The organism is Actinobacillus pleuropneumoniae (assembly GCF_003290385.1).
Taxonomy (GTDB): domain Bacteria; phylum Pseudomonadota; class Gammaproteobacteria; order Enterobacterales; family Pasteurellaceae; genus Actinobacillus; species Actinobacillus lignieresii.
On the sequence record NZ_CP030753.1, the window covers coordinates 2,215,627 to 2,232,885 of the forward strand.

At 41.2% G+C, this 17,259-nt stretch carries 19 protein-coding genes and 1 pseudogene; 7 read left to right on the forward strand and 13 right to left on the reverse strand.

Going from position 1 to position 17,259, the window contains the following annotated elements; genetic code table 11:
- The first annotated feature begins 12 nt into the window (after nt 1-12).
- The gene (locus DRF63_RS10555) at nt 13-576 is read left to right on the forward strand and encodes a DNA-3-methyladenine glycosylase I (protein ID WP_043991941.1); all 564 of its coding nucleotides are present in this window, start codon (nt 13-15) and stop codon (nt 574-576) included.
- A 51-nt stretch (nt 577-627) separates the two neighbouring features.
- Here the strand turns inward: DRF63_RS10555 and DRF63_RS10560 are convergent, their stop codons facing one another.
- The 4 genes from DRF63_RS10560 to hemH form a co-directional block, all read right to left on the reverse strand.
- Nucleotides 628-1,755, reverse strand: a complete 1,128-nt coding sequence (locus DRF63_RS10560; protein ID WP_005599687.1) for a M20/M25/M40 family metallo-hydrolase — start codon at nt 1,753-1,755, stop codon at nt 628-630.
- Nucleotides 1,756-1,768: 13 nt separating this feature from the next.
- Entirely contained in the window at nt 1,769-2,233 is a 465-nt protein-coding gene (locus tag DRF63_RS10565; RefSeq protein WP_005599688.1) for a YjiG family protein, read from the reverse strand.
- Nucleotides 2,230-2,868: a nucleoside recognition domain-containing protein gene (locus tag DRF63_RS10570; protein ID WP_005599691.1), complete on the reverse strand. Its 639-nt coding sequence runs from the start codon at nt 2,866-2,868 to the stop codon at nt 2,230-2,232. The genes DRF63_RS10565 and DRF63_RS10570 overlap by 4 nt, the downstream gene beginning before the upstream one ends.
- 177 nt (nt 2,869-3,045) lie before the next feature.
- Complete coding sequence (hemH, locus tag DRF63_RS10575) at nt 3,046-4,005, reverse strand: ferrochelatase (RefSeq protein ID WP_005599694.1); 960 nt, start codon at nt 4,003-4,005, stop codon at nt 3,046-3,048.
- A 275-nt stretch (nt 4,006-4,280) separates the two neighbouring features.
- Between hemH and rpmH the strand changes: the two genes are divergently transcribed.
- Genes rpmH through yidD form a run of 3 tightly spaced genes read left to right on the forward strand, consistent with a single transcriptional unit; the run spans nt 4,281 to nt 5,073 of the window.
- A complete protein-coding gene (rpmH, locus tag DRF63_RS10580; protein WP_005599701.1) occupies nt 4,281-4,415 on the forward strand; it encodes a 50S ribosomal protein L34 in 135 nt (44 codons plus the stop codon).
- Nucleotides 4,416-4,447: 32 nt separating this feature from the next.
- Nucleotides 4,448-4,810: a ribonuclease P protein component gene (gene rnpA, locus DRF63_RS10585; RefSeq protein WP_080512817.1), complete on the forward strand. Its 363-nt coding sequence runs from the start codon at nt 4,448-4,450 to the stop codon at nt 4,808-4,810.
- A complete protein-coding gene (yidD, locus tag DRF63_RS10590) occupies nt 4,771-5,073 on the forward strand; it encodes a membrane protein insertion efficiency factor YidD (RefSeq protein WP_005599704.1) in 303 nt (100 codons plus the stop codon). Before rnpA ends, yidD begins: the two co-directional genes overlap by 40 nt.
- A 50-nt stretch (nt 5,074-5,123) precedes the next feature.
- On the opposite strand, the gene glnA is transcribed toward yidD, so the two are convergent.
- From glnA to DRF63_RS10620, 6 genes are all read right to left on the reverse strand, one after another.
- Nucleotides 5,124-6,539: a type I glutamate--ammonia ligase gene (gene glnA, locus DRF63_RS10595; protein WP_005599706.1), complete on the reverse strand. Its 1,416-nt coding sequence runs from the start codon at nt 6,537-6,539 to the stop codon at nt 5,124-5,126.
- Between the two features lie 357 nt (nt 6,540-6,896).
- The gene (gene cpdA, locus DRF63_RS10600; protein WP_005599708.1) at nt 6,897-7,724 is read right to left on the reverse strand and encodes a 3',5'-cyclic-AMP phosphodiesterase; all 828 of its coding nucleotides are present in this window, start codon (nt 7,722-7,724) and stop codon (nt 6,897-6,899) included.
- A gap of 206 nt (nt 7,725-7,930) precedes the next feature.
- Entirely contained in the window at nt 7,931-8,554 is a 624-nt protein-coding gene (gene nudF / locus DRF63_RS10605) for an ADP-ribose diphosphatase (RefSeq protein WP_005599710.1), read from the reverse strand.
- A gap of 9 nt (nt 8,555-8,563) precedes the next feature.
- Nucleotides 8,564-8,983 carry a phosphate-starvation-inducible protein PsiE gene (gene psiE / locus DRF63_RS10610; protein ID WP_005599712.1) on the reverse strand — a complete coding sequence of 140 codons (420 nt, stop codon included), beginning with the start codon at nt 8,981-8,983 and terminating at the stop codon, nt 8,564-8,566.
- Complete coding sequence (locus DRF63_RS10615; RefSeq protein WP_005599714.1) at nt 8,976-9,704, reverse strand: 4'-phosphopantetheinyl transferase family protein; 729 nt, start codon at nt 9,702-9,704, stop codon at nt 8,976-8,978. The genes psiE and DRF63_RS10615 overlap by 8 nt, the downstream gene beginning before the upstream one ends.
- A 59-nt stretch (nt 9,705-9,763) precedes the next feature.
- Nucleotides 9,764-10,192: an EamA family transporter gene (locus tag DRF63_RS10620; protein WP_005599716.1), complete on the reverse strand. Its 429-nt coding sequence runs from the start codon at nt 10,190-10,192 to the stop codon at nt 9,764-9,766.
- A gap of 177 nt (nt 10,193-10,369) precedes the next feature.
- Here DRF63_RS10620 and nhaA point away from each other — a divergent pair, with 177 nt between their 5' ends.
- Together nhaA and DRF63_RS10630 are read left to right on the forward strand one after the other, a co-directional pair.
- Entirely contained in the window at nt 10,370-11,554 is a 1,185-nt protein-coding gene (gene nhaA / locus DRF63_RS10625) for a Na+/H+ antiporter NhaA (RefSeq protein ID WP_005599719.1), read from the forward strand.
- 142 nt (nt 11,555-11,696) lie between these two features.
- Nucleotides 11,697-12,185: a ricin-type beta-trefoil lectin domain protein gene (locus DRF63_RS10630; protein ID WP_005618600.1), complete on the forward strand. Its 489-nt coding sequence runs from the start codon at nt 11,697-11,699 to the stop codon at nt 12,183-12,185.
- A 35-nt stretch (nt 12,186-12,220) separates the two neighbouring features.
- On the opposite strand, the gene dtd is transcribed toward DRF63_RS10630, so the two are convergent.
- Genes dtd through proA form a run of 3 tightly spaced genes read right to left on the reverse strand, consistent with a single transcriptional unit; the run spans nt 12,221 to nt 14,738 of the window.
- Nucleotides 12,221-12,655, reverse strand: coding sequence for a D-aminoacyl-tRNA deacylase (gene dtd / locus DRF63_RS10635; RefSeq protein WP_005599723.1), 435 nt, complete (start codon nt 12,653-12,655; stop codon nt 12,221-12,223).
- Nucleotides 12,652-13,482: a virulence factor BrkB family protein gene (locus DRF63_RS10640; RefSeq protein WP_043991936.1), complete on the reverse strand. Its 831-nt coding sequence runs from the start codon at nt 13,480-13,482 to the stop codon at nt 12,652-12,654. The genes dtd and DRF63_RS10640 overlap by 4 nt, the downstream gene beginning before the upstream one ends.
- A 17-nt stretch (nt 13,483-13,499) precedes the next feature.
- The gene (proA, locus tag DRF63_RS10645) at nt 13,500-14,738 is read right to left on the reverse strand and encodes a glutamate-5-semialdehyde dehydrogenase (RefSeq protein ID WP_005599725.1); all 1,239 of its coding nucleotides are present in this window, start codon (nt 14,736-14,738) and stop codon (nt 13,500-13,502) included.
- Between the two features lie 228 nt (nt 14,739-14,966).
- Here proA and DRF63_RS11480 point away from each other — a divergent pair.
- Nucleotides 14,967-17,239 (forward strand): annotated as a pseudogene (locus DRF63_RS11480) (TonB-dependent hemoglobin/transferrin/lactoferrin family receptor).
- The last annotated feature ends 20 nt before the right edge of the window (nt 17,240-17,259 follow it).

Genomic DNA, 17,259 nt, shown 5'->3' on the forward strand with positions numbered 1-17,259 from the left:
GAGAATATGGCTATGGTAAAGCGTTGTAGTTGGGTGGGAGAGAGTGAAATTTATATCAATTATCACGATCAAGAATGGGGTAAATCTGAATTTGACAGTCGCAAGCTGTTTGAAAAAATTTGTTTGGAAGGGCAGCAAGCAGGGCTTTCTTGGATTACCGTATTGAAAAAGCGCGAGGCTTATCGCCAAGCCTTTTATCAATTTGAACCGGAACGTATCGCACAAATGACGGAATCGGATATTGATCAACTTATGCAAAATACCGGTTTGATTCGCCATCGAGCCAAATTGGAAGCGATTGTGAAAAATGCTAAGGCATATCTTGCCATGCAAGCAAACGGAGAAGATTTTAGCCAATTTATTTGGGCATTTGTCGGCGGTAAGCCACAAATTAACGACGTGCCGGATTTATCCGTCGTACCAGCAAAAACTGCCGTTTCGAGCGCAATGTCAAAGGCATTGAAAAAGAAAGGTTTTGTGTTTGTCGGCGAAACTACTTGTTATGCGTTTATGCAATCAATGGGGCTTGTTGATGATCATCTGAATGATTGTTGTTGCAAACGTGCGAAAAAATGATAAAAGGATCAGCCTACAAAAAGAGGAATTTGTAGGCTGATTTTTTATTGATTAATGATCATTAAATAAATGTTTAATGACGGCAACCACCAAATTACATTTAGGAACAATCGAATCGACTTCTAAATATTCGGTTTTCGCATGCATATTACCGCCGGTCGGTCCTAAACCGTCAATCGTCAAGCAACCTGACGAAGCGGCGATATTACCGTCACTTAAACCGCCCGCATCCACCCATTTGATTGGGTATTGAAGCTGCTGTCCTACTTCGTCAAAGATTTGTTTCACTTTCGGTAAATTCACTTCATCAATCATCGGCGCTTCATTGTTTACTAATACTTTAGTAGAGGTGACTCCTGCAACGAACGGGTTATCCAGTATGCGTTTTAAGTGTTGTTCGAAAAATTCGACGGAAGACGGCAAGCGGTAACGCATTTCAATCGTTAGTGAAGCAAAATCCGCAATGACATTATGCGCATTGCCGCCGTGATTAATCACACAGTTAAAGGTATGACCTATTTCAAAGTCGTTTAATTTGGAAAATTCGACAATAAAATTAGCCGCTTCGACTAATGCGGAACGTCCCCTTTCCGGATTATTACCCGCATGGGCGGCGACACCGTGAAAATCAATTTTATAGGTGATGACTCCTTTTCTGGTTGCTACCATCGAACCGTCTTCTCGTGCAGGTTCCATCACAAAACAATATTTGGCTTTGCGAGCATATTCGCGAATACTGTCTTTGGCATACATAGAGCCGATTTCTTCGTGGGAATTTAAGTACACCGCAACGTTATATTTAGTTAAATCCAGCTCTTGTAAAACATAGAAACTGAGTAAGGCGCCGGATTTATCGTCAATAACGCCTAGTGCGTTAATTCTTTCGCCGTCATTGGTAAACGGCACATCGTTTGCTGTACCGACCGGAAAAACCGTATCCATATGCGCAACAAACAAAATATCGAATTGTTCCGCATCGGGATGATTGCTAATGAGTAAACAATCGGCAACTTTATCACTATTCATTGGGATTTTTTTATGGGAAAGTCCAAGTTTTTCGGCTTTTTGAATAAACCAGTCGGCAACTTGATTTACACCGCTAATATGAGATGCGGGGCTTTCAATATCGGTAATCGTTTTTAACTCATGAAGAAAATCATTTAATTGACTGCTTTGCATAATTTACTCCTGATTAGACGATAAATCGCATTAATAACATAGCAAGATAAGCATTGATAATGCAGATACCGAATAAAACGAGATAGTGTTTACCGGGAACACCTAATACGCCCAATACGCGTCCCATATATTGTACTGTAGAACCGACAAGTGCCATACCCGGTAATAAGATAGCGATATGCTGTGCGTTTAACGTACCTTCTTGTACTAAGGCGACTAACACACCGGCAGCACCGCCCCAGCTTAGAAACGCCGCTAAAAATACCGCTATGGATTCACCGGGTAAGCCGAGCGGTGCCATAATAAATCCGATATATTCGCCGAGCAGTTTTAATAGCCCCGAAGCATTCAACACATAAATGATCACAAATGCCATTAATACGTTCGGAATCGTACTGGTAATCGCAATATTCCAGCCTTTTCGCGCGCCTTCGATAAATACGTCGGTCACTAATTTGTTATCGTTGGTATTACTCATACACCCACCTCATCTTCTTTTACGAACTTTTTAACATAAAGACGCATTAAATTTGCACCGAATATCTTGAAGAGGAAAATAATGCCTAAGCACATTGCAATCGAAAGCGGTGCGACGCTGCCGGCTTTATCGGTAATTAATAACAGCGGTGCGAAAGAAGAAAGGAAATTGGTTAAGAATGCGCCGGCACTAAATTGGAAGGCGGCAAAAATAAGCAGTTCTTTATGGCTGATTTGGTTTTCATTGCGTAAGAAACGGGTAGTCGAACTACCGGCATCGGTACTTTGCGTACTGGCAATTAAAGAAATGGAACAAACGCCCGGAATACCCATCAGCGGTTTTAAAATCGGGCTAAGCCATTTAGAAGCCGCCAATAATGCCCCGAAATGTTCAAAAACCGCAACAAAACCGAGTGCTAACATTACGCTAGGCACTAAGGTTAAAGCGAAAATAAAACCGCCTTTGGCACTTGTTCCTCCGGATGTTTTTAACCATTCGGGAAATTGTCCGGTCAGTTTACTGTAATCAAAGATCCCACCCCATAAATCTTTGGCAAAGCCGCCAAAGAAAATAACGGCACATAGCAATGAAATTGTTCCAACGATCAATTTCTTCGTACTGACTTCATTACTCATACTCTCTCCTTAATCTAGTTATGATAGGCGGAAAGAATATAGTATAGATAATAAAAGATTACTGTGATTGGTTTCACAAAAACGAAATGTTATTGAGGAAAAGGATAGGCGGTCATATTTTCGTGTCTTTTTACGTTTTAAAAATGTAAAAAAATCGGAAAATATGACCGCTTGTTGTTAGATTTTCGCTTCGATTAACTTAGCTAATGCGTTGATGTGATCGGTATTGGCGTTTAACGCAGGAATATAGCGATAGGATTGTCCGCCTGCATTAAGGAAGTTTTCTTTGTTTTCCTCAGCGATTTCTTCCAACGTTTCCAAGCAATCAGCAGAAAAGCCGGCGCAAATTACCGCAATTTTTTTCACCCCTTGGCTCGGTAATTTTTCTAAGGTTTCATCGGTATAAGGTTGTAGCCACTCTTCATCACCGAAACGAGATTGATAAGTCACTAGCCATTGCTCATTGGAGAGCGATAGTTTATCTGCGACTAACTGTGCGGTTTTCTGGCAGTGTTCCGGATAAAAATCGCCCTCGGTTTGGTAACGTTTCGGAATACCGTGGAACGAGAACAATAATTTTTCATCGTCAGCCAATCGGATCGTATTAGCTAACGCTTGAATATAAAGCGGATCGTTGTGATAGCTATGGATAAACTCGAACGGAACGATATTACGCTGTTGCGTTAAGCCGCGGGCAAACGCATCTAATACCGAGGCGGTTGTCGTGCTGCTGTATTGCGGATAAAGCGGTAATACGATAATTTTACTTACGCCGGCTTTAATCAGGCGATCGGTTGCACTTTCGATACTCGGATTACCGTAACTCATACCAAGCTCCACCAAAACGTTTTGATTTTGGCGGTTAAAGTAATCCTGTAAAGCTTGTTGTTGTTGGCGAGAGATCGCCAGTAAAGGCGAACCCTGTTCCGTCCAGATCTCACGATAAAGTTTAGCGACTTTAGGTGATCTTTTCGGTAGGATCATATAATTTAAGATAAATTGCCATTTGAATTTAGGTAAATCGATCACGCGAGGATCGCTTAAAAATTGCTTAAGGTAACGTTTTACCGCAGGAGTTGTCGGTTCGTCAGGCGTACCGAGATTGGCAAGTAATACGCCGATTTTATTTGTATTCATAAATAAGACTCATTAAATATGGATCGAAATAAATGAATTTTGCGTTAATTTAGGTCTGAAAACAAATAGAATTTTTGTGTTGATTACAGAGATAGGCAATAATCTATATTAAGCGGTCTTTTTTCGGAAAAACTTTGCAAATAATCGAAGGGTATTTTGCTTTCGTCCTTGATTTTCGTTTCGTTTATCGGTAAAATCGCAACTCTTTTTTATAGTCCTCGTTTGGCAAAGATTTAATTCCAGCCAACATATTTTAAATATTTAGGTAGATAACAATGAAACGTACATTTCAACCTTCTGTATTAAAACGTGCTCGTACTCACGGTTTCCGTGCTCGTATGGCTACGAAAAACGGTCGTCAAGTTTTAGCGCGTCGTCGTGCTAAAGGTCGTAAATCTTTATCTGCATAATTTGCAGTTAAAGTAACAGCCTTATCACTTTAGTGAAAAAGCTAACTTTTTCTCGGGAGCTACGTTTGTTAGCTCCCACTCAATTTAAAGCTGTGTTCGAACAACCGCTTCGAGCCAGTACCCCCGAACTTACTATTCTAGCCCGTCATAATAATCTTGATATTCCTCGCCTCGGTTTAACCGTTGCTAAAAAGCATTTGAAACGCGCTCACGATCGTAATCGTATTAAACGGATTGTACGTGAAAGTTTTCGTTTAAAGCAGCATGAATTACCGAGTGCGGATTTTGTTTTCGTAGCAAAAGGCGGTATCGGTAAGCTCGACAATGCCACTCTTTTTGCGATGCTGGAGAAGCTATGGGCTCGTCACATCCGTCTGGCGAAAAAGCCGGCGTAACGGTAAAGCCTTCGATTGGGGCTCGTTTGCTGTTATTGCCGATCTATTTTTATCGTTATTGTATTAGTCCGTTAATTGGGCCTCGTTGTCGGTTTTATCCGACGTGTTCGACTTATGCGGTTGAAGCGATTAAAACGCACGGAGCGATAAAAGGCGGCTGGCTGGCGGCTAAACGCATTGCTCGTTGCCATCCTTGGAATGAAGGCGGCGAAGATCCCGTCCCGCCTTGTTGTAATCATAAAGAAAGCAATAAAGAGAAGTAAGAGGCAAACAAAAGACGACCAAGCGGTCGCCTTTTTTGATCTTTTTGCAATTATGCGTAGTACATTTCAAATTCTACCGGGTGCGGTGTCATATTTAAACGTTCTACTTCTTTACGACGAATGTTGATATAAGCTTCAACAAATTCTTTGGTAAATACGCCGCCTTGGGTTAAGAATTCATAGTCAGCTGCAAGTGAATCCAACGCTTCCTCTAATGAAGTCGCTACTGCCGGAATTTCTTTAAGTTCTTCCGGCGGTAAGTCATAAAGGTTTTTATCCATTGCATCGCCCGGGTGGATTTTATTTACTACACCGTCTAAGCCCGCCATTAATAATGCAGCGAAGCAGAGGTACGGGTTTGCTAACGGATCCGGGAAGCGCGCTTCAACACGGGTTGCTTTCGGGCTGGTCACTGCCGGGATACGGATTGATGCCGAACGGTTACTTGCCGAATAAGCTAATAACACCGGCGCTTCAAAGCCCGGTACTAAACGTTTATACGAGTTTGTACTTGGGTTGGTAAACGCATTTAATGCTTTAGCGTGTTTAATGATACCGCCGATATAATAAAGCGCGGTTTCGGATAATCCTGCATATTTGTCGCCCATAAATACGTTTTTGCCGTCTTTGCTTAATGACATATTACAGTGCATTCCCGAACCGTTGTCGCCTGCAAACGGTTTCGGCATAAAGCAAGCGGTTTTGCCGTGTTCTAACGCAACGTTTTGCACCACATATTTATAGATCTGCGTTTCGTCCGCTTTAAGCGTTAAGCTGTTAAATTTCGTCGCAATTTCATTTTGACCTGCCGTCGCCACTTCGTGGTGGTGCGCTTCAACCACTAAGCCCATTTCTTCTAAAATTAGGCACATTTCCGAACGAATATCGTGTGCCGAATCAATCGGAGCAACCGCACAGTAACCGCCTTTTTTAAGCGGGCGATAGCCTGTATTGCCGTCTTCATATTTACGATTCGTGTTCCAAGCCGCTTCAATATCATCAATTTTATACGATACGTTGTTCATACCAATGTTGTAACGCACATCGTCAAATAAGAAGAATTCAGGCTCGGGACCAAACATTACGCTATCGGCGATACCGGTTGATTTCAGGTAGTTTTCCGCACGGATTGCGATTGAACGCGGGTCGCGGTCGTAAGATTGCATTGTGTTTGGATCGTAGATGCTACAGCGGAGAGTAAGAGTAGGGATTCGAGCGAAAGGATCAACAACAGCGGTTTCGGCGATTGGCATTAAAAGCATATCGGCTTTATTGATTGCTTTCCAACCTTCAACAGACGAACCGTCGAACATTTTACCTTCTTCAAATAAGTCTTCTAAATCGTCGCCGATTAAACTTACCGGGAGTGAAACACCGTGTTCTTTACCTTTGATATCGGTAAATTTTAACATTACGAATTTGATATCGTTATCTTTGATTAAATCAAATACTCTTTTTACAGACATTGTGGGACTTCCTTCAAGCGGGTTGATTTTCACAGGAATTTGCGAAAGAAGAAAGATACAAGAATTTGAGGAAATTTTAAATAGACAAATGTAATAATTTGCAAAAATTTTCGATTCGAAAGAAATTTATTTTAAAAAGATTGGTAATCGAAAGTTAAACGTTTGCGTCGAAACAAATTAACTTATGACAATAAATCGGCGAAATAAATCAAATAATAAGGAAAATTATTCTTATGAACTATCCTAATACGTATCAGTCTATATTTAGGTGTTTTCGGACACACTTTAAAAATTTATTCATTACGTTTTAAAATGCGCTAGGTTTTTACCTAGCCATTTTCATTAATCACGTTAGAATCAGTAACCTTTCGATTTAAAGTCCGGTAAAAATTCGTTGGAATTTAACCGCTTCACTTGCGTTTCGATATGTCCGTCATCAAATAAATTCAGCTCTCGCCAACCTTGCGGAAGCAAGTCTAAGGTAAAGTCATCACAATTCGGTTTGAATTGGATACAGGTCGAAGGGGTAGCGAAAATTCGGTAATTCTGCCAAATATCATCCACTTCTTGATGAATATGTCCGTGTAAAATCGCTCTTACGTTCGGATAATGTCGTAAAACCTCAGCCAATTGCTCGCTGTTATTCAGACAATGTTGATCAAGCCATGCGGAACGGGTCGATAAAATATTATGATGTAGGACGACCAATGAATAACGATCCGGATATTCGGCGAGTTTTTTGTCCAACCATGATAATTGTCCGAATGAAAGATGTCCGCTTGCCGCACCGGCAATCTGACTGTTAAGCAAAATAATTTGCCATTTTTCGCCGGCCAGAATATGTTTTGCCGGAGAAATATGCGGATACTTTGCCAGATATAATCCCATATGCGGTTGCAAGTCATGATTTCCTTCCAACCAGAAAATCGGCTTTGCCAACGGTTTGACCATTTGGGCGAAACGATGATAAGCCTCCGGATTATGATCTTGAATCAGATCACCGGTGGCTAAGACTAAGTCGTACTCAAATTCGCTTTGCCGAATTTGATCCAGTATGGCTTGAAAACTGTCGGTTGTGTTTACCCCGAGTAACGTTTCACTTTCCGAGGTAAAAAGATGCGGATCGGTGATTTGCAATAATCGAACGACCGGTTCTTTTTTTCCAAGCGAATAAAAGCTGCTCATGATTCCTCCTTGTTTATGCGGGCACTTTATATTCCTTTTAGTTGAGCACTTTACTACTTTATTTATAAGTTTATCAGCTACTTAACGTTAAAAATGAGCGTTATGCCTCATTTTTCACAGAAATTTACGTTTTTTTGTCGGATACTTCAAAAAATTTGCCCTCATTAAAGAGGGCAAAATTATTCGTCGTTATCGGAAAACGCTCATTACACTCGATATTTTTGATAATTAAGTTGTAACCATTGTAAACCGACCACTGCGATAACATTATCGATTTTGCCTTCACACACCCATTGATAGGCTTGTTCTCGGCTGACGACGTGTACCAGAATATCTTCGCCTTCCTCTTCTAAGCCGTGCGTTGCACCGGATTGAACGGTCGAACTGTCGATTAAGCCGAGGAACAAATGTAGGCGTTCCAATTGTCCGCCCGGGCTGTCCCAAATACTTAACGCATGCTCGACCTGATTGACGACTAATCCCGCTTCTTCTTGCGCTTCTCGAATCGCCACTTCGGCAGGATCTTCATTACCTTTATCCACCATACCGGCAACCAGTTCGAGTAACCAAGGAGAAGCATCCGATTTCGGATCATAAGCACCGATACGAACTTGTTCGACTAAAACAACGCTATCACGAACGGGATCGTAAGCGATTAATGCCGCCGCTGCCCCTTTAATCAGTAATTCACGCACGATTTCACCGCTCATTTCACCGGAGAATAGCTTATGTCGGAAATACATTTTCTTTAATTCAAAATGCCCTTTATAAACGGTTTCTTCTTTAATCAGGTGAAGATCCTGTTGTGAAAATTGACGAAGTTTGGTCATATTATTTCCTTAGCTCTTACGTAAGCGGTCTGAATGAACAAGATAGAGAGCGATAATCATCACTAAAATGGATAATGCGAACAATAATGTGTGCATTGCATTGGAGTGATCGACAATGATTAGCCGTACCATAGCGGTAATCCCGATATACAGGAAGTAACGCAACGGAAAGTGGTAATTATATTTGAAATACTGCACGATAAGTGCCAAAAATTCAAAATAGAGGAAAAAAATCACAATTTTCTCGACGATTTGGAATTTTTCACTATGACTTACCAATAATTCGTATAGAGAATAGGCTTCGGAAAATAACGAATAAGATAGTAATAATCCCGCCACTAATAGCGAGATATTGAGCGTCCATTGAAAAAATTCGGAAACGAATTTTCCAAAGCGGGAATGTTTTTCTTCTAATGTAAGTTTAGGCATTGAAATTCCTCGGATTAACTTGATAAACAAGCGGTTGAAAATTTGAAATTTTTTGCAATGTTCCGGCTTTCCATTCGCTGAGAACGGCAAGCGACTCGGATGACTCTTGATAAAAATAACATAAGTAAAACGGCAGTTGATAGTAAAAATGTAATGTACCTGTCGGACAATATGCCGAACGGATTAACCGCTGTTTTGGAAAATGTTGCACTTCGGATAATTTCACAATCCCCACACCTTGCGATTTCAATACCGCTTCATGTAAACACCAACTTAAATAAAAGCGATCGGCTAATTCGGTAAACGGCGTATGATTTTGCTCAAGTAAGCCACTAATCTCTTCCGGATTGGCGTAATGACATAATAGATCGGCATAGCGTCTGGCTTTTTGTGGATGTTCAATATCAATACCGACTTGTAATTTGTGTCTATGGTAACAAAAAATCACCGCCACCCATTCGCCGGAATGGCTGATATTAAAATCAATTTGCTCGTGTTGTACGAAAGGTCTATCGCTTTCCGTGCGTTGAATATTGTCTAATAAATTCATCGGCAATTGATATTTTTCAAACAGTTGCGCCAATAAAAAACGAGCCGTTCTGCGGCTTTTCCAACGTTGTAATTGGCGTTCGGAAAGATCCTTTGGCGGTAAGAAAGGAAGCGGTATCGGTTCGTCATGATGAGCAAACACCACTTCGATAATCGGGAATGAGTTAGGCATAAATCGTGTGTTGCAAGCGGTTAAATTTAATCGGAATTTTGTAAAAAATCGGCATTATTTTACCGCTTTATCGCAAGGGTTAAAACACCCGCCGCCACCAGCGCAATTCCAATCCAATCTTGACCGCTTGGTCTTTCGCCTAAAAAGATGACCGCAAACAGTGTAACCAGCACGATACTGAATTTATCAATCGGTGCAACTTGCGACGCATTACCCATTTGTAACGCTTTAAAATAAGCTAACCATGAAACGCCGGTTGCAATTCCCGAAAGAATTAAAAACGTCCAGTTTTTGCCGGTAAGCGAGCCGAGCGGTTGCCATTTGTTACTGTAAGTGAGGAAGGCGATGAGTGCGATAATAATGACGATAGTACGGATAAAGGTCGCAAAATCCGAATCGATACCTTGTAAACCGACTTTGGCAAAGATTGCGGTAAAGGCGGCAAATAAGGCGGAAATCAATGCCCAATAGAGCCATTCATTTGACATAATTACTCCGAAATGGTTATAAAAGAGACAAGCAGACCGGATATAGGTCTAAAAACTGCTAAATTATAGCGGATTTTGCTTTTGTATTCGGTTAAAAAAATGTTAAGGTCGATATTAAGTTTATTGGCTATACGATCGAAGGTTTTTCGGTCGTACTTATAGAGGAGATTTTTTTGCATGTTAAAACAAATTCAGAAATTTCTGAAATTAGAAGCGGCGAGTGGGATTTTACTGTTGGTATCGGCACTACTTGCGATGATTTTTGCCAATACCGATTTGAATCAGTTGTATTTTAGTTTTCTACAAACGGAAGTAGCGATTAAATTCGGGGCTTTTAGTATTGATAAACCGTTATTGATGTGGGTGAATGACGGTTTTATGGCGGTCTTTTTTATCTTAGTCGGTATGGAAGTGAAAAGAGAGCTGTTTGAAGGCTCGCTTTCAAGCTATCAAAAGGCGATTTTTCCTGCCGTCGCTGCGTTAGGCGGAATGATCATACCTGCATTGGTTTATTGGTTTATTAACCAAAACAGTCCCGAATATCAGCAAGGTTGGGCGATCCCGATGGCAACCGATATTGCCTTTGCATTAGGGATTGTCGCTTTACTCAGTAAACAAGTTCCACCGGCACTCAAAGTATTTTTACTTGCATTGGCGATTATTGACGACTTAGGGGCGATTATCGTGATTGCCTTATTCTTCTCGCATGAGATGAGTATGCAAGCTTTAACTATTGCAAGTATCGCGATTGTTATTTTAGTGGCAATGAATCGTTATAAAGTAACCGGATTAATCAACTACGCCATTATCGGTACTATTCTTTGGGCTTCGGTTTTAAAATCAGGAGTACACGCAACTTTAGCGGGTGTAATTATCGGTTTCTGTATTCCGTTGCGCGGTAAAAACGGCGAAGCGCCGTTACATCATTTGGAACATGCGCTTGCCCCGTGGTGTTCGTTTGCGATTTTACCGTTATTCGCTTTCTCGAATGCCGGCGTATCGCTTGAGGGAATGAGCTTAGATAAATTAGCTTCTCCGTTACCATTAGGGGTGGCATTAGGTTTAATTATCGGTAAACCGGTCGGGGTTTTCTTATTTAGCTATGTAGCCGTATTGTTAGGTATAGCAAAAATACCTGAAGGTATCAATTTAAAACAAATTTTCGCGATTGCGGTACTGTGCGGTATCGGGTTTACTATGTCGATGTTTATTGCCGGACTTGCGTTCGGAGAGGAAGATGCGAGTGAAAGCGTGCTTGCCTTAGCTCGTTTAGGTATTTTAATGGGGACTTTCGTTGCTGCGATAATCGGTTATTTCTTATTGAAAATCACGACGAAGCCAAGCCTAATGAAAGCGGCGTAAGCGGTCTGATTTCAGTCGTTTTTCACAAACTAAATGCCTCAGCGAATCGGTTGGGGCATTTTCATTTCAACCGTTCGGGAACTTTCAGGTGTAACATCATTCTTATAACGTTAAAAAAGTAAAAATAATAAAGGAGATTTTAATGTTAAGAGTATTGCCCATAGCCTTGTTTTTATCGGCTTGCGTTTATGTCGTTCCGTCGCCTCATCAAGGGGATTATCCTACTCATCAGCAGAATGTCATTCTTATACCGAATCAACATGATTATCCTCATTCAACACATCGTAGGCTAATTAGAACAGCATCCGGTCAATGTTTAGACCAAAGCGGTTCGAATTATCATGGCGTGATTGCATATCGTTGTCACGGCAAAGCGAACCAGCGTTTTGAATTCGTCAATTCGCAGATTAAAGTGAATGGGCAGTGTTTGGATGTCGGCGGAGAAAGACAAAATGACGGTGCGAAAGTGATTACTTATCGCTGTCATGGCGGAGAGAATCAGCAATGGTTTAGAGACGGGCAACAAATCCGTAGCAGTATGAGCGGTAAATGTTTGGATATTGGTAAACAAGGTAACAAACTGGCGATTTACCAATGTGACGGCAGCCGAGGACAACAATTTTTCTATTAAGTAAAAAGGTGCAATTCATTGCACCTTTTTTCGTTTTAGATCTGTAGCCAAAAAGTCACCGGCCCGTCATTTTGCAAACTGACTTGCATATCCGCTGCGAATTGTCCGGTTTGAGTATGGATTTTCCGAGCGGCTTGTTGATGAAAATATTCGTATAACGCATTCGCTTCCTGCGGGGCTGCACCATGCGAAAAACTTGGGCGTAAACCTTTATTGGTATCAGCGGCTAAAGTAAATTGCGATACTACTAATAAACTGCCGCCGGCTTGCTGTACGTTTAAGTTCATTTTGCCTTGTTCATCGGAAAACACTCGATAGTTAAGCACTTTTTCCAGTAATTTATCCGCTTTGGCTTGGTGGTCACCCTGTTCTACGCCAAGTAATACCAATAAGCCATGTGAAATTTCACCGACCGTTTGGTTATCAACTTCCACTTTTGCCCATTTTACACGTTGGATTAAGCCGATCATAAATTGAGTTTTCCTTTTTTCATTTCATTATATACATTTAGAGTAGAGGTAATTAGTCCGCCGAACAGTACTACTTGCCAGCTCAAATGAATCCATAACAGCATAATCGGTAATACCGCTAATGCGCCGTAAATCGCTTGATAAGACGGAAAGGTGCTAATGTACCAAACGAAGGCTTGCTTACCTAAGGTAAAAAAGATTGCGGCAACAATCGCACCGAGCATAGCATGTAGAATATTCACTTTAGTATTCGGCACCAGCCAATAAACGGTGGTGAATAATAACCAAATTAACAAAAACGGCGTGTATTGTAATAGCTGCTGGCTAAAGGATAGCAAACCGTTTTCATTAAAAATCGCCATTGAAAAGATATACGAACTAATCGCAATACTACCGCCTGCAAGTAAAGGTGCGATAAATAAAATTACGGTATACAGCAAAAAAGAGATAAAAATTGACCGCTTACGGTGGTTACGCCACATTTTATTAAGTGTTTCATCAATGCTTTGAATCAGCATTAGAGCGACCACGACCAAACCGATAGTACTGACAATTCCCATTTTTTTTGAGTTTGCTACAAACAGATCAATATATTCTTCCACCATATCGCCGGCATTTGGGGCAAAGTTATCGTAAATCAGCGTTTTCAGTTGCTCAGTTGCTTCCTGAAAGATAGGAAAAGCGGTAAAAATAGAAAATACCACCATAACCAACGGTACAATCGCTAATGTTGTGCTGTAAGTTAAATAACCTGCAGAAACCGGAATATTGTGAATTTTCCAGCGTTTCAGAAGCAGTTTAATAAAAAGCGGTTGTGACAAAGACATTATTTTCCTTCATTGACTTATTTTCTCACCAAATAATCCCCTTCACAGACCCATTTATAGGTGGTGAGCGCCTCTAAGCCCATTGGACCTCGTGCGTGGAGTTTCTGGGTGCTGACTGCCACTTCCGCCCCTAAACCGAATTCACCGCCATCAGTAAAACGGGTGCTGGCATTGATATAGACTGCCGCTGCATCGACTTGGGCAACAAACTGGCGAGCAAGTTGGTAATCGGAAGTCAGAATGGCTTCCGAATGTTGCGAGCCGTATTCACGAATATGTTCCACCGCTTTGGTTAAGTTATCGATCACCACCACATTTAAATCTAACGAAAGCCATTCTTGGCGCATTCTCGCGTCATCAAGCGGTTCAATTCCCTCAGTTTTTTGCAAATCATCGGTATGTAATGTCACGTCTAATGCTTTCATTCGATTTGCAAGTTTCGGTAAAAATTCGCCCGCTATTGCTTTTTCAACTAATAGGGTTTCAAGCGTATTACAAGTACTTGGACGTTGCGTTTTAGCATTCGCAATCAGCTCTAACGCTTTTTCTTGGTCGGCACTTTTTTCGACAAACATATGACAAACACCGATTCCACCGACAATTACCGGAATGGTCGAGTTCTCTTTACAGAACTGATGCAAACCGGCACCTCCACGAGGGATTACCATATCAATGTAACGATCGAGTTTTAATAATTCGAGTAATAAAGCACGATCGGGATCGGTGACTGCCTGAACCGCCAGTTTCGGTAAACCGGCGGTTTCTAACGCTTGTTGTACGACTTCCACTAACACCGCATTAGTAAATTTGGTTTCTTTGCCACCGCGCAAAATCACCGCATTGCCGGTTTTCAAGCATAGCGAAGCAACATCAATCGTTACATTAGGACGTGCTTCATAAATAGTGAGAATTACACCGAGCGGCACACGCTGACGTTCAATTTTCAGCCCTGAATTTAATACGCCGCCGTCAATCACCTGCCCGACCGGATCTGCAAGCTTCGCCACGTTACGTACATCGTTGGCAATGCCTTGCAAACGGCTTTCGTTTAATAATAAACGGTCGATGATAGCGGTCGAAATTCCCTGATTTTTTGCAAATTCAATATCTTTGGCATTAGCGGCAAGAATTTCCGCCGAGCGTTGTTCCAATTGTTCGGCAATGGTAAGAAGTGCGTGATTTTTTTGAACATTTCCGAATTGAGCCAGTTCGATGCTGGCGATTTTAGCTTGTTGAGCGAGGGTAAGCATTTGCATAGCGATATATCTCTTAATCATTAAATTAAGTACAGTCTATCATAGCTGTTTATATGGGTTAAAGCGGAAATTTTTACAAATAAAAAAGAAAATAATTCTCATTTATATAGAATAATAAATCGATTTATGTTTATAATTGTAAGGAATGTTTAATAATAAAAATAAAAGTCAGCTTATTAAATTATAAATGCTTAAAGGAATCCTATGAAACATTATCAAAGAATCTGAATGGCAACATTATTTGCGATATTCGGTGTAACGATACAAGCGAATGCGGAAGAGATAACGACGGAATTGGGCGAAGTTACGGTGACGGCGGAGCAAGAACGGTCGCAAAAAATCGGCGAAATTAAGAAAACTCGCCGAGCAATTCAAGAGGAGTTAATTGCGGATACCAAAGACCTTGTTCGCTATACCACCGATGTCGGAATTGCGGACAGCGGTCGCCATTTAAAAGGTTTTGCAATGCGCGGGGTGGAGGGTAACCGCGTAGGGATTAGTATTGACGGGGTAAAACTTGCCGGATTCGGAAGAAAACTCGCTATACGCGCGTTACGGTAACTTTAATACCTCGCATTTGACCATTGATCCCGAGTTAGTAACAGGGATTGATATTGTGCGCGGCTCGGATTCATTTACCACCGGTAGCGGTTCGCTTGGCGGCGGCGTGAATTATCGTACTTTAGATGCGGCGGATATTGTGTTACCCGGTAATAAATTCGGCGTGTTATTAAAAAATAGCTACGCCGGCAAAAACAGCGAATGGGTACACACTGCCGGTACAGCCTATAAAGATGAGAAGCTGGATGCGGTCTATTTATATTCCACCCGTTACGGCCATGAGCAAAAAAGTTTAGGTAACGGTAGAGTAGCTTGGAACAATACCAGCGGTGCACCGGATCCGTCATTCCATCGTAACCACAGTAACTTGGTAAAATTCGGCTACTTATTTAATGAAAAACATCGTGTAAGCGCCTCTTACAGTAATCAACTGACGAAAGCCTTTACCGGTGAACGTTCTTATAACTATTTGGACTCCTCTTGGCGTGATACCGATGATGAGGGCGAACGTCATAATGTAAATGTCGCTTATGAATATTTTCCGACCGGTGGTTATCTGTCATACCTAAAAGCCGAATATGATTATTAAAAAACCGATGTCCGTGCGATTAACTATAAAGGGAGCAGCGATTTCAAAAAATTACATATTAAGCAATCACTAGATGAAATTTATGACCGTAATATGAATAATGAATTTCATCGTATCGGTTTACGTTTAGATTCCATTCCGTTTGAAACGGATTTCGGCATACACCAAGTCACGTTACGTACGGCAGTATCACAACGTGATTTTAAAAATGAAAACACGGACACTTACTTTATTCTCGACTTCAACGGCAAGTTCGACTTATGCGATTCAACATCCGATTCGTACTCGTGCATTTTATATTGCCGCACAAGATCAAATTCAGTGGAACGAAATGTTCTCCGGTACGGCAGGACTTCGTTATGACCAAGAACAACTTGCCCCGCAAGAGCTGAATGCTAAATGTTATAACTGCGATACCCGTGGTAAAGCAACGACATTTAAAAATTTAACCGGTTCATTAGGCTTAAATGCACAAGTAACGCCGGTATGGAATTTAGGTTATTACGTTTCGACCGGCTATCGCGTACCGTCCGCTTCGGAGATGTTCTTCTCGTATAAACATCCTTCGGGTAACTGGTTGGCAAATCCGTATTTAAAAGCGGAACGCAGTGTAAATAACTCGATCAGCATTCGAGGCGAAAACCGACTCGGGCGTTTAAATTTAAGTCTATACCATATTCGCTATAAGGATTTCTTGTTTGAACAAGAAACTAACGGTTTAACTCAAATGGAATGTGATGCGCATTGCCAATATTATGGGTATAACTCAATTAATCCGACTATTTTCAACCAAGCGATTAATGTGGATAAAGCACGAATTTCCGGTTTGGAAGTGACGAGCAAAGTAAATTTAGACCAAGTTACCGCATATATTCCGAACGGTTTTAAATTCTTAGGTAGCGTGGGTTATTCGAAAAGTAAATTATACGGTACGGAAGCAAGTTTACTTTCGGTACAGCCGGTAAAAGTGATTTTAGGCTTAAGTTATGAAGATCCGAATGATATTTGGGGTATCCATTCTCGCTGGACTTATTTAGGCGCAAAACACGCTAAAGATGCAACGATTGTGACTTATGACGATTCTCGTACCAAACGAATAACCAAACCTTTCCCGTATTTAAACGGTTCGGCAACCTTATTTGATGTGTACGGTTTCTGGAAAGTACATAAAAATGTGACTTTACGTGCAGGCTTATACAATATTTTTAATCGTAAATATCATACATGGGACGCATTACGTGGCATCAACCGCTTAGGCACAACTAATACAGTTGATAAAGAATTACGCGGGTTAGAACGCTTTGTTGCGCCGGGACGTAACTATTCGGCAGCAGTAGAAATTCGCTTCTAGTTTGATATAAACGTTTTAAT

Coding starts and splice junctions, on each gene's coding strand:
- DRF63_RS10555 (WP_043991941.1), top strand. CDS start 13: ATGGTAAAGCGTTGTAGTTGGGTGGGAGAGAGTGAAATTTATATCAAT.
- DRF63_RS10560 (WP_005599687.1), bottom strand. CDS start 1,755: ATGCAAAGCAGTCAATTAAATGATTTTCTTCATGAGTTAAAAACGATT.
- DRF63_RS10565 (WP_005599688.1), bottom strand. CDS start 2,233: ATGAGTAATACCAACGATAACAAATTAGTGACCGACGTATTTATCGAA.
- DRF63_RS10570 (WP_005599691.1), bottom strand. CDS start 2,868: ATGAGTAATGAAGTCAGTACGAAGAAATTGATCGTTGGAACAATTTCA.
- hemH (WP_005599694.1), bottom strand. CDS start 4,005: ATGAATACAAATAAAATCGGCGTATTACTTGCCAATCTCGGTACGCCT.
- rpmH (WP_005599701.1), top strand. CDS start 4,281: ATGAAACGTACATTTCAACCTTCTGTATTAAAACGTGCTCGTACTCAC.
- yidD (WP_005599704.1), top strand. CDS start 4,771: ATGGGCTCGTCACATCCGTCTGGCGAAAAAGCCGGCGTAACGGTAAAG.
- glnA (WP_005599706.1), bottom strand. CDS start 6,539: ATGTCTGTAAAAAGAGTATTTGATTTAATCAAAGATAACGATATCAAA.
- cpdA (WP_005599708.1), bottom strand. CDS start 7,724: ATGAGCAGCTTTTATTCGCTTGGAAAAAAAGAACCGGTCGTTCGATTA.
- nudF (WP_005599710.1), bottom strand. CDS start 8,554: ATGACCAAACTTCGTCAATTTTCACAACAGGATCTTCACCTGATTAAA.
- psiE (WP_005599712.1), bottom strand. CDS start 8,983: ATGCCTAAACTTACATTAGAAGAAAAACATTCCCGCTTTGGAAAATTC.
- DRF63_RS10615 (WP_005599714.1), bottom strand. CDS start 9,704: ATGCCTAACTCATTCCCGATTATCGAAGTGGTGTTTGCTCATCATGAC.
- DRF63_RS10620 (WP_005599716.1), bottom strand. CDS start 10,192: ATGTCAAATGAATGGCTCTATTGGGCATTGATTTCCGCCTTATTTGCC.
- nhaA (WP_005599719.1), top strand. CDS start 10,370: ATGTTAAAACAAATTCAGAAATTTCTGAAATTAGAAGCGGCGAGTGGG.
- DRF63_RS10630 (WP_005618600.1), top strand. CDS start 11,697: ATGTTAAGAGTATTGCCCATAGCCTTGTTTTTATCGGCTTGCGTTTAT.
- dtd (WP_005599723.1), bottom strand. CDS start 12,655: ATGATCGGCTTAATCCAACGTGTAAAATGGGCAAAAGTGGAAGTTGAT.
- DRF63_RS10640 (WP_043991936.1), bottom strand. CDS start 13,482: ATGTCTTTGTCACAACCGCTTTTTATTAAACTGCTTCTGAAACGCTGG.
- proA (WP_005599725.1), bottom strand. CDS start 14,738: ATGCAAATGCTTACCCTCGCTCAACAAGCTAAAATCGCCAGCATCGAA.